The following is a 15752-nucleotide window of genomic DNA, read 5'->3' on the forward strand; positions in this document are numbered from 1 at the left end:
GGATAAGATTCGGGGCTGTTCTCACAAAGCCGGTAGTTTTAAAGGATTTCAACCTCACTCTGCCACCAGCGGAGTGAGGTTGAAATCTTAAATGCAGGAAATGAAGCAGGGGCAGTTAAAAAAAAGTCGATCGACAGTTATTGATAAAATTAATCGATCGCCCGATCGGGCAAAATATAAATACAAAGTTTTTAAATTAGAATTTCTAGGTTTTACTGAAGCGGTAAAGAAACCGCAACTGCACCGCGAGCAATGAGCACTGAAGAATATATCCGGCAAGCCCAAATTTATTTGAACCGGGGGAAGTTAACTGAGGCGATCGAGTTTTGCAAAAAGGCGATCGAACTTCAACCATTGTCGCCCTCGGCTTACACGACTTTAGGCGAAATTCTCGACGCTCAAGGCGATCCGACGGCGGCAAGAGACGCTTTTGTGCAAGCTTTGGAGATTTCGCCCCAGTTTTTTCTGGCTCATGCTTATTTGGGTCAACTTTACAGCGACTATGCGTGGCTGGATGAGGCGGTTTTTCACTACCGACAAGCTCTGGATTTGAAACCAGATTGGGCTGAAGTTCATTATAACTTGGGAAATGTTTTTCACAAGCAGGGTAATTTGTTGGGGGCGATTGACTGTTACCGAAATGCGATCGCCCAAAAACCGGATTATCTCGATGCTTTATACAATCTGGCTGTGGTTTTAGATGAAAATAGTCAGATCAAAGCGGCAATGGATACCTACCGACAGGTGATTGCCGTGGCGCCGGATTACGTGGAAGCTTACAGCAATCTGGGTGTGATTTTGCTAAAGGACGATCGCGCTGCTGAGGCGATCGAGCTTTACGAGCGGGCAATGGAGATTAAGCCGGATTGGGCAACGCTGCACAATAATTTGGGTCAAGCCTTGCTGGACAAAAGTCCGGAAAGAGCGATCGCATCTTACCTCACAGCTATTGAGTTGGAGCCGGACATGGTTTTGGCTCACTACAATCTGGGGAAAGCGTGGCAATTACAGGGGGAACATTCGGCGGCGCTTGCTTGTTTCGATCGCGCGATCGAGATCAATTCTGACTATATTTCGGGCTATACAGACGCCGGGTTTTCTTTGATGGTTTTGGGCAAAATTGCTGAAGCCATGCCTTATTTTGAGCGGGCAATAGCTCTGAAGCCTGATTTTGTTGAAGCTTACTGCCGCTTAGGAGACAGGCGCAGAGTAGCGGCGGTAGAAGATGATGAATTCTCAAGGGCGATCGCTGCGTGCGATCGATTTCTCACAGCATTGATGGGAAGGAAGAAGGAAGAAGGAAGAGGGAAGAAGGAAGAAAAAGAAACTATTCCCAATGCCCAATGCCCAATGCCCAATGCCCAATTACCAATTGCTGAAATTTGCGATAATTTAGCCGAAATTTACTTGCATTTGGGAAATGCTTTAACAGAGTACGGCGGGCACGAATCTGCCACCACTTATTATCAAAAAGCTTTGCAAATTCAGCCCAAAAATGCAGAGCTTTACTGGCGGGTGGGAAATTCCTTAGCCCAGCAACAGCGCTTGGGCGCAGCAATTGCAGTTTACCGCATAGCTTTGACGATTCAACCTGCTTTACCGCAGGTTTATTTTGAGTTGGCAAAACTGCTGGAAAAACAGGGGCGCTGGGAACGGGCGATAGATTATTATCAAAAAGTTTTAGAGCTGCAATTGCACGGGTATGGGGAGCAGAAAGAATGGAAAAAAAAGAGTTTTATCTTGCCAGATAACACTTCTATAAAACCTCCTCACGGTATTTATTTATCGAGTTGGGATTGGCTAGTTAATGCTAAATTGGAGGGTGATAATTATGTGGAAATATTTTGGAAATCGGCATCAGAAGCAAGTGCAGAAAATATTCCGAATTCCCAATTTGCGATCGCTAATTCCAAATTGGCTAATTCCGATTGTGCCGGGTTAACTTGCGGGCTGTGTTTGCAGCGACTTTCTAAGTGGTTCGATCCGGTGCATTTGGGTTGGGGAGTTTGCCGTTTGTCCAACTCGCAACCGATACCTGTGGAGGCGCCCAAGAATTTTGTGGCAGCAATTCCCAACGGGCGAGTTTGGATTGTTCCACAGGAAAATTATTGGCTGATTTGTAAGGCGATCGCTGTAATTACTCCTGACAATTATTTATTGGCTGATGTGTCGAGAGACTATCCGGGGTTTTTGCCGGGATGCGAAAAGCATGATGTTAGAAAACACAGCGTTTTTCAGTTAGAATCCTTTCCAGGTTTAAAGCAAATTGACGGCAGCGTGGCGGTGCTTTCTGGTTTGTCGGGAAATGTCTATTTTCACTGGATGGTTGATGTTTTGCCGAGGATAGAATTGCTGCGACAAAGCGGCAGGGATTTGGCGGAGATTGATTGGTTTTTGGTGAATAGTTGTCAGCACCAATTTCAGCGGGAAAGTTTGAGAATTCTGGGCATTCCCGAAGAAAAAGTCTTGGAGAGCGATCGCTTGCCTCATATTCAAGCAACCGAGTTAATTGTGCCGTCTTTTGCGGGATATTTGGGCTGGCCTTCTGGGTGGGCGATGGATTTTTTGAGGCGGGAGTTTCTCAAGGGAATTATACCTAGTTCCAGCTATCCCAAACGCATTTACATCAGCCGCAGCAAAGCAAGATATCGACGAGTTTTGAACGAGGAAGATGTGGTTGAGGTGTTGGAGAATTTTGGCTTTGTTTCTCTTTTACCTGAGTCCTTATCTTTGGCAGAGCAAATTGCTCATTTTTACCACGCTGAGGTAATAGTTGCAGCCCACGGCAGTGGCTTGACAAATACGATTTTTTGTAGCCAGGGAACTAAAGTAATTGAGTTGGTGTCGCCTCACTATATCAGCCATTATTACTGGGGAATCAGTCAATACTTGCAGTTGGAACATTACTTTTTAACGGGCGAGGCTTTTGAATGCTATCCTATTAGACAGTTGATGTATCAGAATTCGCTGACTGAGGATATTTTAGTGAACTTGAGTTCGCTGAAAAGGATGGTTGAGGTGGTGGGTTTGAGTTAGTTGGTGTCTGGAGCAAGTTTAATTATGCCCTCGATTGAGAAGATGGAAAAGGCAGCGGTTGATTTGAGTCGGCAAGCAGAAGTTTATTTAGCCGAAGGAAAGTTGAATGAGGCAGTTTCTGCTTGCGAGTCAGCGTTGAAAATTGAACCGAATTTGGCGGCAGCTTGTCAGACGCTGGCAAAGGTGATGCAGGTTCGAGGTGAAATCGAGCAAGCTAAGCAGTGGTATGAAGCTGCAATCGATCGCAATCCAAATTTGCCGGAAGTTTATGCTAATCTCGGCATTTTGTATTCTCAGGAGAAACAGTGGGAAAAGGCAATCGCCAATTGTGAAAAAGCGATTTCGCTAGCGCCTAATTTTGCTGCTGCTTATCGGCAGTTGGCAAGAATTTGGACGCAGTTGGAGAAGCGAGAAGAGGCGGCAGACTGTTGGTATCAAGCTTTTAATATCGAGCCGAATTGGGCAACTGCTGAGGAGCACGTCACTCTGGGAAATAGTTTGGTTGAATTGGGAAAGTTCGATCGCGCTATTGAATGTTATTCGCGGGCAATTAAGTTAAACCCAAAGCTGGCAACCGCTTATCACAATTTGGGGGAAATGCTGGTTGGCCAGAAGCGGTGGGATGAGGCGATCGCCAATTACCGACAAGCCATTGCCATCAATCCAAATTCGTTTGAATCTTACCACAGTTTGGGTAAAACTTGGGCGGAGCGAGGAGAATTAGATCGGGCGATCGCCTGTTACCGCAAAAGCATCGAACTCAATCCCAACTACGCTCGTGCTTACGTGGGTTTAGGTAATGTTTTGGTGCAGAAGCGCGAGTTGGATGAAGCCATTAAATGTTACCGTCAGGCTCTTGAAATTAATGATAATTCCTACTGGGGATACAATTGTTTAGGCGAAGCTTTGGCTCAAAAACAACTGTGGCCCGAAGCTATTAGTTGCTACCGCAAAGCTATTGCAATAAATCCCAATATTCCTTGGTTTTATTGTAATTTGGGAATTGCCTTAACCTGCGAACAATCCTGGGATGAAGCTGTTAGCGCTTACCTGCACGCGGTTCAGCTTGAGCCGAATTTGACGGGAATCAATCAGAGGTTGGGATATGTTTTGCGGAAGCGCAGCGAATCGGGTTTAGACAGCACAATTGAAACTTATTGTCAAGCTATTGAGGTACTTGCAAGCGGGAAAATTTACCACAACTTGCTCGGAATTGAGTTAGATGGAGCAGAATTTTATATAAATTTAGGCAATAGTTTAGCGAAACAGAAGCAGTTGGAAGGTGCGATCGTATTTTATAGTATGGCACTGCAAATTGAACCCAATGCTGCGGAAGTTGTCGCCCAACTAAATGATGTTCGGGCGAAACAACAGGAGTTATACGCACAGATTGCCACTTACCGCCACCAAATTGAAATCGATCCGAGCAGTTCTAAGCCTTACAACGATTTAGGAAATATTTTACCGCAATTAGGGGAATTAGAAGAAGCAATTATTTGTCACCAAAAAGCGGCAGAATTGAGAGGTTGGGCTGAGTGTGCGGCGAAAGATTATCAATTTACCCAAGATTGGTTTACCCACAATATTCCTATTTGGAAACGGCATTTGCAGGAATTTACCGGAATTGCGGATTTTCAAGTGGTGGAAATCGGCAGTTTTCAGGGAATGTCGGCTTGCTGGCTGCTGGATAATATTTTAACTCATCCGACGGCAAAGATTACTTGTATTGATTTGTTCTTTCAACAACATTTTAAGGGCAATATTGTAAAAACTGGAGCTGCCGATCGGGTAATTGAATTAGAAGGTTACTCTCAAGATTTGTTAGTGAATTTGACTTCGGAATATTACGATGTTGCTTACGTTGACGGCTGTCACAAACCTACCAGTGCTCTGCAAGATGCGATTTTATCTTGGAGGTTGGTGAAAGTTGGGGGATTGATGATTTTTGACGATTACGAGTTTACGTTTCCCGACAGCCCGGAGCAAGATACTAAAATTGGGATAGATGTTTTTTTGGAGATGTTTGGAAGTCAGTTAGAAGTAGTACACAAAGGCTATCAACTGATTGTCAAAAAAATTGGCAATCAAAATTTGGGCGAAGAGCAAACTCTGGTGTCTCTAGGTTGGGAAAAGTTGGGGGATATTGCAGCAAATGCCGGTTATTTGGATGAGGCGACCGCCCGGTATCAAACAGCTATTAAAATTAAGTCTGGCAACTACTTAACTTACCACAAGTTGGGTAAAGCTCTGCAAGAGAAAGAACTGTTTGACGAAGCTAAGGCAGCTTACGAACGAGCGATCGCACTCAACCCTAATTTTAGTTGGGCTTACCACTTTTTGGGGGAAACTTTGCAGGCGATTGAGCAACACGAGGAAGCCGCTGCTGCTTACCGCAAAGCTACTGAGTTAAATCCCGATTTTTGTTGGAGTTACAACAATTTAGGCGATGTGCTGATGGAGCTTTCTGAGTGGGAGGAAGCTGCTGTTGCTTACCGCAAGTTAGTTGAACTAAATCCAGATTTTTGTTGGTCTTACGAGAGATTAGGTAGGGCTTTAGTTGCACTGGAAAATTGGGAGGCGGCGGCGGGGGCTTACCGCAAAGCTATTGAATTAAATCCCGATGATTGTTGGTTGTACAATAGTTTGGGGGAAGTTCTGGAATTACAAGAAAATTGGCCAGAAGCAGCAGCGGCTTTTGGTCGTGCTATTGAGCTAGAATCTCAGCATAGTTGGCTGTATAAAAAGTTGGGTGATGCACTGCGGAATCAAGGAGAATTGGAAAGGGCGATCGCCATTTATGAAAAAGGTATCAATCTCGATCCAAAATCCTGTTGGTGTTACGAAGGATTGGGTTTGAGTTTAATTGCCAAACAGCAGTGGGAACCGGCTATAACTCATTTAGTTCAAGCACTGCAAATTAAACCAGATTTGTTTGATGCTTACGATAATATAGGTTATGCTCTGGAACAACAAGGAGAAGTCGATGAGAGCGATCGGGCAAAATGCAGTAATCAAAATTTACCCTTAAGTATTCTCGAAAAATACTGTGGGTTTACAGAAGATTTGACCGTTCCAGCAGAATCCAATTCGCACCTCACTTGCATTGACATCCATCCTGCGAGTCAAATCAATTTATCTGATTCCAAAACAATCGACAGCAGCCACAGGTTTTGGGAACATCAAAGTCATTCCAGAAAAGCTTTTGTTGCCGTATTGCCAAACGGACGAGCTTGGGCAGATGTTGTGACTACCGCTGTGATTACTTCAGACAATAAACTTGTTGCTGATATTTCAATGGGCTGTTCTGAATTGGTAATCACTTCCGACAAATTGCTTCCCGCTGAACACGTCGATGGAAATGTGGCTTTTTTATCGGCTCGCTGGGGTGGAGCAGCTTATTTTCATTGGATGTTTGATGTGATGACGCGATTTGACCTTTTGCAGCGGAGCGGATTGATAGAAACTATAGATAAGTTTGTTGTCAATGCCTCGGATTCTTCCTATCAAGCAGAAACTTTAGAGACTTTAGGAATTCCTCAAGATAAACTTTTAGAAAGTCGCTGCCATTTACACATTACAGCAGATAAATTAATAGTTCCGTCAATATCTTATGACGGGTCGGGGGCGGTTTCTAAATGGAAGTGTGAATTTCTCAAACAGACCTTTTTAAATGAACAACAGCCACTAAACACAGACTATTCAGAGCGAATTTATATCAGCCGCCAACAAGCATCCTATCGGCAAATCGTCAACGATGAAGAGGTAATTAAATACTTAGAAAAATTTGGGTTCCGCAGTGTCAAGCTGGAAACGATGTCGATAGCGGAACAAGCATCGTGTTTGGCTGCTGCTAAAGTAGTTGTCGCACCCCACGGAGGGGGATTGACAAATCTAGTTTTTTGCAGCCCGGGAACTAAGGTGATTGAGATTTTTTCTCCCCTTTACGTCCCGCACTGTTATTGGATGATTAGCAATTTGTGCGGTTTGGAACATTACTATTTAATTTGTGATTTGGTTGATGATGGAACTCCGACCAAACCTTTACATAAAGATATGCAGTTGGATTTGAGTTCGCTGGAGAAATTACTTGCTATGGCAGGAGTTTTGCATGGATAATGACTACCACGATTTGGGAAATTCCCTGCAAGAATGCGGTCGGTTTGATGAGTCTGTTGCTGCTTACAAAAAAGCTATTGAATTAAATCCTAATTTTTCTTGGTCTTATCACAGTTTGGGCGATGTTTTGCTGAAACTTGAAAAATGGGAGGAAGCTGTCGCTGCTTACAAAAAAGCTGTTGAGTTAAATCCTGATTTTTCCTGGTCATATCACAATCTGGGCGATGCTTTGCTGAAACTTCGGCGATGGGAAGAGGCTGCTGCTGCTTACCGCTGCGAGATTGCACTCAACTCGGATTTTGCTTGGTCTTTTTGCAATTTAGGCGACGCTTTAACTAAACTCAAACAGTGGGATGAAGCTATCGCTACGTATTTAAAAGCTATTGAAATTGATGGAGATTTGCCGGGAATTTACGAGAAGTTGGGAGACGCTCTCGGACAAACAGAGTCTGATTTAAACTTAGTGTTAGAAAAATCTCCATTGCAAATTACACCGGAAAATTGGGAGTTTTATTTGCAGTTAGGAAAGAATTTAGCAAGGTACGATCGCCCAAAAAACGCAATTATTTTTTACCAAACTCTCTTGACATCCATGCCGAGTGGTGGTAATTTATCAGCGGAAGTAGAGGAGTTGTTGCAGCAGCAAAAAAAGTGCGTAAGCGTTGCCCTCGAAGAGGATCGCGCATTAGCCTCATCTCGCGCAACTGTCGCCCAAAAACCAGATGATTGCTGGTCTTATTACAATTTAGGTGCTGTTCTGAGCCACCAAAAATATTGGGAAGAAGCGGCGGTGGCATTTTTCCAAGCAATACAAATAAATCCCGATCTTCCTTGGTGGTTTTATTACAATTTGTGGGAAGTTTTTCTTAAGCAGAATAAGTTAGATGAAGTTGAGAACTTTTGCCGCGAAGTTGTTGCAGCTAAACCGGAGGCTTTTTGGCCTTATCTGAATTTGGGGGAAGCTTTGACACGGCAAGGTAAAATTGCCGAGGCAATTGATTTTTATCGAACTGTCAGTTACCAACAAAGTTTTGCATCTCTTATTAGTAAGAGAACCGGCAAGATGCCTGTTCCACAAGAAGATACAGGCATCTTGCCTGTTATACAAAATAGGAACTTAAAACCAGTCAAAGTTCCTAACTTTATAATTATTGGTTGTCAGCGGTGTGGCACGACTTCTCTGTATACTTATTTAGCTCAACACCCGCAAATTTTGACTCCGATTAAAAAGGAGATGGATTTTTTTTCGTGGCACTTTGACAGAGGGATTGATTGGTATTTGGCTCATTTTCCACCAATGCCTCTGGGAGAGCAATTTGTCACGGGCGAAGCAAGTCCGAGCTATTTTGACTATCGGGAAGCACCAGAACGTCTCTACAGCGCATTTCCAGAGGCGAAACTGATTGTACTGTTACGAAATCCGGTCGATCGGGCGATTTCTCAATTTTACCGCTTGACTGACTTAAACTGGGAAGCGCGATCGCTCGATCGAGTAATTAGCGATGAAATTGAACGGTTGAATCAAAATCCAGAATACATCATCGGCGAGGAACCGGGGAATTATTTAGCTCGCGGTAGGTACATAGAATTTATTAAAAACTGGCTGGCTTTCTTTCCTAGAGAACAGTTGTTAATTTTGAAAAGTGAAGATTTTTATGCAGGTGCGGCGGCTATAGTCCAGCAAGTTTTAGCATTTTTAGATTTGCCGGAATATCAATTGTCTGAATACCAAAATGCTAATCCTGGTTCTTATCAGCGGGTAAATGAATCGGTTCGCGACAGGTTGAGCGATTATTTCCGACCTTACAATCAGGAATTAGAGGAATATTTGGGGCGGAGATGGGATTGGAAATAAGATATGACTTACTGTTCAAACCGCGCCTATATAAACTTGCACGTGCCTCCGCAGGTTGAATAAAAGGCGATTAAACTTGGCTTGTTCTCTTCAGTCTGCGGAGGCAGACATCGTTTGTGTAGACGCGGTTTCAACCGCCGTCTGCTAAGATTAGAACAACTTGTAAGGAGGTAATACCGATGCTGACGAGCGAGCTAGATACATTACTTAAAGAACAAGCACTCCAACGCCAAGATCCTGAAGATCGCTACCTTACCGATAGCGCCAACTGGGAACAATACGAGACACTGCTGAATCGGATTGGAGATGCGGCAGGATATCGAGTTACTTATTTAGATGGAGTTTTGGAAATTATGTCGCCTTCTCGCCGCCATGAAAGTAGAAAAACTCGCATTGGAGATCTGCTGCTTATTTATTTTGTAGAAGCTGACATCGAATATTTCCCTTTTGGGTCTACAACTCTGCGACAAGAGGAAAAACGTGGCGGTACGGAACCGGATGAAGCTTACTGTATTGGCACAGATAAAGAATTTCCCGATTTGGTAATTGAAGTGATTGTTACCAGTGGCAGCATCAATAAACTAGAACTGTATAGAAGATTGAATGTGCGAGAGGTTTGGTTCTGGCGAAATAACCGATTTTCTATCTACCATTTGCGAGAAGAAATTCCGGTTGAATTCGTGTCCAACTGCGGTTATGAATTAATCACACAAAGCGAATTGCTACCGGGAATTGATATCGATATGTTGACAGAATGTGTAAAAAATCCTCACCCGTTAGCAGCAGCAAAGGAATGGAGACAGAATTGCCGACCTACTTAAACAGCAAGTTTTAAATCTGCTAGCTGTCGCCAAGACAATGAACTGAGTTCGCGCGCGCCGCGAGATTGATTCGGACTATGATTCAAACCGTCGCAAAGACAAGGAACTGAGCTCGCTCGCGCGCGCGCCCAAGTCGGAGAAAAAAACTCGCCTCCCCTTGACAACTCATACTCGTTATGAGTACGCTATAATAAGCAAAGGAATTGAACCCAAGTACCCAAAAATTTAAAATCATGCTGACGAACCAAGAAGGTCAAAGAGTACCCAAAGTCACCTTTCGCACTCGCAAAGACAACGAGTGGGTCGATGTCACCACCGATGATATATTTGCAGGCAAAACCGTAGTAGTGTTCTCGCTGCCAGGAGCTTTTACTCCCACTTGTTCGTCAACGCACCTCCCCGGTTACAACGAATTGGCGAAAGTTTTCAAAGAAAACGGCGTAGATGAAATCGTTTGTATTTCCGTCAACGACACCTTTGTGATGAATGAGTGGGCAAAAGACCAAGAATCAGACAATGTGACGTTAATTCCCGATGGTAACGGCGAATTTACTCAAGGCATGGGAATGCTGGTAGACAAAACAGATTTAGGCTTTGGGAAGCGGTCTTGGCGTTATTCGATGCTGGTAAAAGATGGCGTGGTTGAAAAAATGTTTATTGAGCCAGAGGAACCGGGCGACCCTTTCAAAGTGTCCGATGCCGAGACGATGCTCAACTACATCAACTCCGCAGCAACCAAGCCGAAGCTAGTGTCGCTGTTTACAAAAATGGGCTGTCCCTTCTGCGCTAAGGCTAAGGGAATGCTGAGTCAAAAGGGCTTGGATTATGAAGAAATCGTCTTGGGCCGGGATATCACAACCCGATCGCTCCGGGCTGTGACTGGGGCTACAACAGTGCCGCAAGTATTTATCGACGGCAAGTTGATCGGTGGTTCCGAAGCCCTAGAGTCTTATTTGTCAGTTGCTTAGTTAAACAACAATAACTTAGCCTGCGGGTGCACAGTGCACACCTTCGTTGTAGGGTGCGTACTGTGCGCCTTTGCCGTATTTGGGGGTATTTAGCCCGATCGAGCTTCTGAGTCAAAAGTTCGATCGGTCTATTGATCCATTCTCGTGCAACAATTACTGGGGAAGTAATATTAAAAACGCAACAAATGGGAGTGACCGATCGTGGATTTGAGTTTAGTATCGTCAAATATCTTAAATCCCCCAATATTAGCTTTTTTCATGGGAATGCTGGCCATTTTTCTCAAATCTGATTTAGAAATTCCAGCGCCCATCCCTAAACTGTTTTCGCTGTACCTGCTGTTTGCGATCGGATTTAAAGGTGGCGTCGAACTGTCCAAAAGCGGAATTGACCAGCAAATCGCCCTGACAATTTTGGCAGCGATGCTGATGTCAATGCTAGTACCAGTTTATACTTTTTTCATACTGAGAATCAAACTCGACTCCTACAATGCTGCCGCGATCGCAGCCACCTACGGTTCCATCAGCGCCGTCACATTTATCACCGCAACCTCCTTCCTCACAGCACAGGGGATCGACTTTGACGGTTACATGGTAGCCGCGCTAGCATTAATGGAATCCCCAGCAATTATAGTCGGTCTGATTCTAGTCAGTGTATTTGGTGGGGAAGAAGGAAAACGCGAAATAGTTTGGCCCGAAGTGTTGCAAGAAGCATTCCTAAACAGTTCAGTTTTTCTGCTGATTGGCAGCCTAATTATGGGCGTACTGACAGGAGAACATGGTTGGGAAGTTATGAGTCCGTTTACTCAAGACTTGTTTTACGGAGTTCTGACTTTTTTCTTGCTAGACATGGGGCTGGTTGCTGCTAGCCGAATTAAAGATTTGCAAGAAGCAGGAATTTTTCTGATCGGCTTTGCAATCCTAATTCCCATAGTCAACGCAGTAATTGCTTTGGTAATAGCCAAATTAATCGGAATGCCGCAGGGAGATACTTTGCTGTTTGCCGTATTGTGCGCGAGTGCTTCTTATATAGCAGTACCAGCAGCCATGCGCCTAACTGTGCCCGAAGCTAATCCAAGTCTTTACATTTCAACGGCCTTAGCAGTGACATTTCCATTTAATATCATTGTAGGCATTCCCCTGTATCTATACGGAATCAATATGTTTTGGAGGTGAGATGATGGAGTCAGTCAAAAGAGTAGAAATCATAGCCCACTCAGTAGAACTCGGCAAGATTTTAGACGGTTTAGATAAAGCTGGCGTACCCGGCTATTCGGTGATTCGTGATGTCGCTGGAAAAAGCACTAGGGATCACGTTTCCCGTGATTCATCAATGACGGCGCTGGATAACATTTATGTGCTTGCTTTTTGTTCACCAGCTCAAGTTTCAGCAGTTGCAGAAAACATTAGACCAGTGCTCAATAAATTTGGTGGGTCGTGTTTTATTTCCGATGCGGTGGAATTGCTAATTACTAGGTGCGTGGGGTAGTCATTAGTGATTGGTGATTATACCAATTCGGAAAAGTAGAGCTACACAAAGATTGTACGCCATATGTTTAGGGACACGGCATTGCCGTGTTCTTGCGCGTATCTGGCACTTTAATCCTAGGCTTAGGGTTCCGATAGCCACCACGGGTGAGAATGCTCATCCGTTTTAGATTTTCCCTAAGTTTTTTGTTATTACTTTAGCCTGATTTTAAAAAGGCGATTTGGAAAATATTTTCTGTCTATTATAGCACTTTTACAATTTGACATAAATCAGCCATTAGCCATTAGTCAGCGGTTATTTCAGGATGAATTGCCCTTCCCAGCCGGGGCAGAATTCAGAATTCTTAAGAGATAGAAAAGAATCAGTTGCCAAAATCCGTTAGCGTGGTAAATTCTAAGCCACAACAGGCGATCCTCTGCGAGGGCTTCGCTAACGCCCGATCGACTAACGATATTTTCAATAGGAGTTTAAACATGGCTGCATTAAAAGTTGGCATCAACGGATTTGGTCGCATCGGACGGCTAGTCATGCGTGCCGGCATCAAAAACCCCAACATCCAATTTGTCGGCATTAACGACTTAGTTTCGCCAGAAAACCTGGCTTATCTTTTCAAATACGACTCCACCCACGGCATTTACGACGGCGAAGTTGAAAGCAAACCAGACGGGATTGTCGTTGACGGAAATTTTATCCCCTGTACAGCGATTAGAAATCCTGCCGAATTGCCCTGGGGTAAATCCGGCGCAGATTATGTTGTAGAATCTACCGGATTGTTTACAGATTTTGAAGGCGCATCAAAACACTTGACGGCGGGAGCAAAACGAGTAATACTTTCAGCACCGACAAAAGACCCGGAAAAAGTTCCAACTTTTCTAGTAGGCGTCAACCACCACAAATTTGACCCGGCAAAAGATACGGTTGTTTCTAATGCTAGCTGTACGACGAATTGTTTAGCACCAATTGCCAAAGTTATCAACGATAACTTCGGATTGGAAGAAGGTTTAATGACTACAGTTCACGCAATGACAGCTACTCAACCAACTGTAGACGGCCCCAGCCAAAAAGATTGGCGGGGAGGACGCGGTGCGGCTCAAAATATTATTCCATCTTCGACCGGTGCAGCGAAAGCTGTTACTTTGGTGTTGCCAGAATTGAAAGGAAAATTGACGGGAATGGCTTTGCGCGTGCCAACTCCCGACGTGTCTGTAGTTGACCTTACTTTCAAAACGGCGAAGGAAACTAGCTATAAAGAAATTTGCGAGGCAATGAAAAAAGCTTCGGAGGGTGAACTCAAAGGCATTCTTGGATATACTGAGGATGCAGTGGTTTCGACAGATTTTAAGGGCGACGCGCGATCGAGCATTTTCGATGCAGGTGCGGGAATTGAACTGAATTCTAAGTTTTTCAAAGTTGTTTCCTGGTACGACAACGAGTGGGGTTATTCTAGCCGGGTGATTGACTTAATGCTGTCGATGGCCGAGAAAGACGGAATTTTGAATAATTAATTTTTTTGGGGGTGGCATTTTGGGCGGGCTCGCGTATCCACCCCACAAACAAATTCCTATGATTTTTTGTGGAACGGGCATCTTGCCCGTTCCTGATAATGTTATCTAATGTGAGTTAAACTTTTTTTATTTCCGATTCGATCGCGCTCATGTCTGAATTACCACCGCTGAATAACGAAACTATTTGGGCTATTCTCAACGAAGAAATCGACGATGCTGCTGTTAATCAGCTAGTTTGGCAGTATCTGGGCTACCGCTGGGATGCCGAGACTGGCAAGTGGAACAGTGCAGGTGTTGCACCCGAGTGGCGCCAAGAGTACCCGGAACCGCCCGATTTTATCGATTCTAGGCCGGCGACAGTGAAATTGACTCGATCGACTCCTCCAGAAAACAAGCAGTTGCTGAAGGAAAAATTGGGCTTTAAAGGCTATAAAATTGGGGAATTCGGGCCCAGACAGACTCGCAGGGCGACGATGGCTAATTGGTTGATGGGTTTTATGGAATCTGGGGTGTAAGAGGAATTTTGGATGGCTGTGCGGTTGTTGCCACCTTTAGTCTGTGTCCTCTGCGTCCTCTGCGGTTCATTAACAAAAATTAAGCCTGTTGAAAGTCAAAAAACACTAAAATCCGCCAATTCCAACCTCCTCACCCCCAACCCTGACCGAAAATTTGGGTGCAAGCCCAGTCCTTTTAGGACGGCTTTAATTAGACTTCTTGAAAAAGCGTTCCTACGTTCGCTCATGGTTTTGATATAATCAGGTAGGAGGATAGAGCAAATGTTTCATTTAGTCTACGAATTCAAACTCAAACCAACGGCAGGACAAATAGCAATCTTTGAAGATTGGCTAGAACAATGCCGTCGCGTATACAACTACGCATTGGCAAGAGCGTAAACATTGGTTTGAGTCTCGTAGTTGTCGAATTAACGCTTGCTCTATCCGATCTGAGTTCATCATTCGGGCCGAAACAAAACGACAAACTTATGCAAGCCAGTGCAAAAGTTTAACTACGGCTAGGGCAAACATACCCACTTTGGCTGCCGTCCAAGTACACGTCCTACAGCAAACACTCAAAAGGCTTGAAAAAGGGTTTGTGAGTATGTGGGAACAAAAACACGGTTTCCCCCGCTTTAAGAAAGCAGGAACAATGCGATCGTTTGTATTCCCGCAATTGGGGGTTAACCCTGTCCAAAATCAAGCGGTGAAGCTCCCTAAAATTGGTTTAGTTAAGTTTCATCAATCACGTCCTATCCTGATGGTGCAACGATTAAGCAAGGATAGTCCGTAGGGTTAGCGGTTGGTACGTGATGTTAACCCTACAATGGGACGTTTCAGTACCCACTCTAATGCCCCACGGTGAAGGTATCGGAATTGATGTGGGACTAACTAATTTTCTAGCAACTTCTAACGGTCTTTTAGTCAAGCGCCAAAGATTTTTTAAAGACGCAGAACGCAAGCTTAAATTGCTGCAACAACGTGTCTGTCATAAAAAACTAGGTTCTAACAATTGGCGTAAAGCTCAAAAGAAAGTCGCCAAACTGCATGAATACGTTGCTAACAGTCGGAAAGATTGGCATCGTAAATTATCTCATCAAATCTGCCAAAACGTGGGAATGATTTTCGTTGAGGATCTGAATCTGATTGGGCACTCTTGGGCGATGCTAGGGAAACACTGCTTAGACGCAAGCTGGGGTCAGTTCTTCACAATCAAGCGAGCAAACTTGTTTGAAATATGGCGTGTACTTTCAAAAGGTAAGCGCTCATAAAACGAGTCAAGTTTGCCCCAATTGTCTAGCAGAAACAGGAAAAAAACAGCTTGATGAGCGTACTCATTCATGCTCGAACTGTGGCTATACAACGGACAGAGATGTTGCAGCCACTCAAGTAGTTCTAATTAGGGCTTGCTGAATATATCGATGGCACTTGACGTAGCCTGGGTTATGCGCTCGCGAGAGCGAGGGTAAAG

The 15752-nt window shown here is 44.3% G+C and carries 13 protein-coding genes; all 13 read left to right on the forward strand.

Annotation, left to right across the window (positions count from 1 at the left end; translation table 11 throughout):
* Nucleotides 1-91 precede the first annotated feature (91 nt).
* Nucleotides 92-256, forward strand: coding sequence for a hypothetical protein (locus QUA34_RS18460; RefSeq protein ID WP_333388854.1), 165 nt, complete (start codon nt 92-94; stop codon nt 254-256).
* Nucleotides 253-3036: a tetratricopeptide repeat protein gene (locus QUA34_RS18465; protein WP_333388855.1), complete on the forward strand. Its 2784-nt coding sequence runs from the start codon at nt 253-255 to the stop codon at nt 3034-3036. Before QUA34_RS18460 ends, QUA34_RS18465 begins: the two co-directional genes overlap by 4 nt.
* A gap of 24 nt (nt 3037-3060) precedes the next feature.
* On the forward strand, nt 3061-7152 hold the full coding sequence (locus tag QUA34_RS18470; protein ID WP_333388856.1) for a tetratricopeptide repeat protein: 4092 nt from the start codon (nt 3061-3063) through the stop codon (nt 7150-7152).
* Complete coding sequence (locus tag QUA34_RS18475; protein ID WP_333388857.1) at nt 7145-9007, forward strand: tetratricopeptide repeat protein; 1863 nt, start codon at nt 7145-7147, stop codon at nt 9005-9007. Before QUA34_RS18470 ends, QUA34_RS18475 begins: the two co-directional genes overlap by 8 nt.
* A 179-nt stretch (nt 9008-9186) precedes the next feature.
* A complete protein-coding gene (locus tag QUA34_RS18480) occupies nt 9187-9828 on the forward strand; it encodes a Uma2 family endonuclease (protein ID WP_333388858.1) in 642 nt (213 codons plus the stop codon).
* A 233-nt stretch (nt 9829-10061) separates the two neighbouring features.
* On the forward strand, nt 10062-10796 hold the full coding sequence (locus QUA34_RS18485; protein WP_333327867.1) for a glutathione peroxidase: 735 nt from the start codon (nt 10062-10064) through the stop codon (nt 10794-10796).
* Between the two features lie 201 nt (nt 10797-10997).
* Nucleotides 10998-11969, forward strand: a complete 972-nt coding sequence (locus QUA34_RS18490) for a sodium-dependent bicarbonate transport family permease (RefSeq protein ID WP_333229160.1) — start codon at nt 10998-11000, stop codon at nt 11967-11969.
* Between the two features lies 1 nt (nt 11970).
* On the forward strand, nt 11971-12282 hold the full coding sequence (locus QUA34_RS18495; protein WP_223300725.1) for a P-II family nitrogen regulator: 312 nt from the start codon (nt 11971-11973) through the stop codon (nt 12280-12282).
* A gap of 473 nt (nt 12283-12755) precedes the next feature.
* Nucleotides 12756-13787 carry a type I glyceraldehyde-3-phosphate dehydrogenase gene (gene gap / locus QUA34_RS18500; RefSeq protein WP_333388862.1) on the forward strand — a complete coding sequence of 344 codons (1032 nt, stop codon included), beginning with the start codon at nt 12756-12758 and terminating at the stop codon, nt 13785-13787.
* A gap of 149 nt (nt 13788-13936) precedes the next feature.
* Complete coding sequence (locus QUA34_RS18505) at nt 13937-14302, forward strand: DUF1823 family protein (RefSeq protein ID WP_333081216.1); 366 nt, start codon at nt 13937-13939, stop codon at nt 14300-14302.
* A gap of 261 nt (nt 14303-14563) precedes the next feature.
* Nucleotides 14564-14680, forward strand: a complete 117-nt coding sequence (locus QUA34_RS18510) for a helix-turn-helix domain-containing protein (RefSeq protein ID WP_333388859.1) — start codon at nt 14564-14566, stop codon at nt 14678-14680.
* Nucleotides 14681-15093: 413 nt separating this feature from the next.
* Nucleotides 15094-15552 (forward strand): transposase, encoded by a 459-nt coding sequence (locus QUA34_RS18515; RefSeq protein ID WP_333388860.1) that lies wholly within the window; start codon nt 15094-15096, stop codon nt 15550-15552.
* A complete protein-coding gene (locus tag QUA34_RS18520) occupies nt 15524-15694 on the forward strand; it encodes a zinc ribbon domain-containing protein (RefSeq protein ID WP_333388861.1) in 171 nt (56 codons plus the stop codon). The genes QUA34_RS18515 and QUA34_RS18520 overlap by 29 nt, the downstream gene beginning before the upstream one ends.
* Nucleotides 15695-15752: the final 58 nt, after the last annotated feature.

Source organism: Microcoleus sp. POL10_C6, from assembly GCF_036701585.1.
Lineage (GTDB): Bacteria > Cyanobacteriota > Cyanobacteriia > Cyanobacteriales > Microcoleaceae > Microcoleus.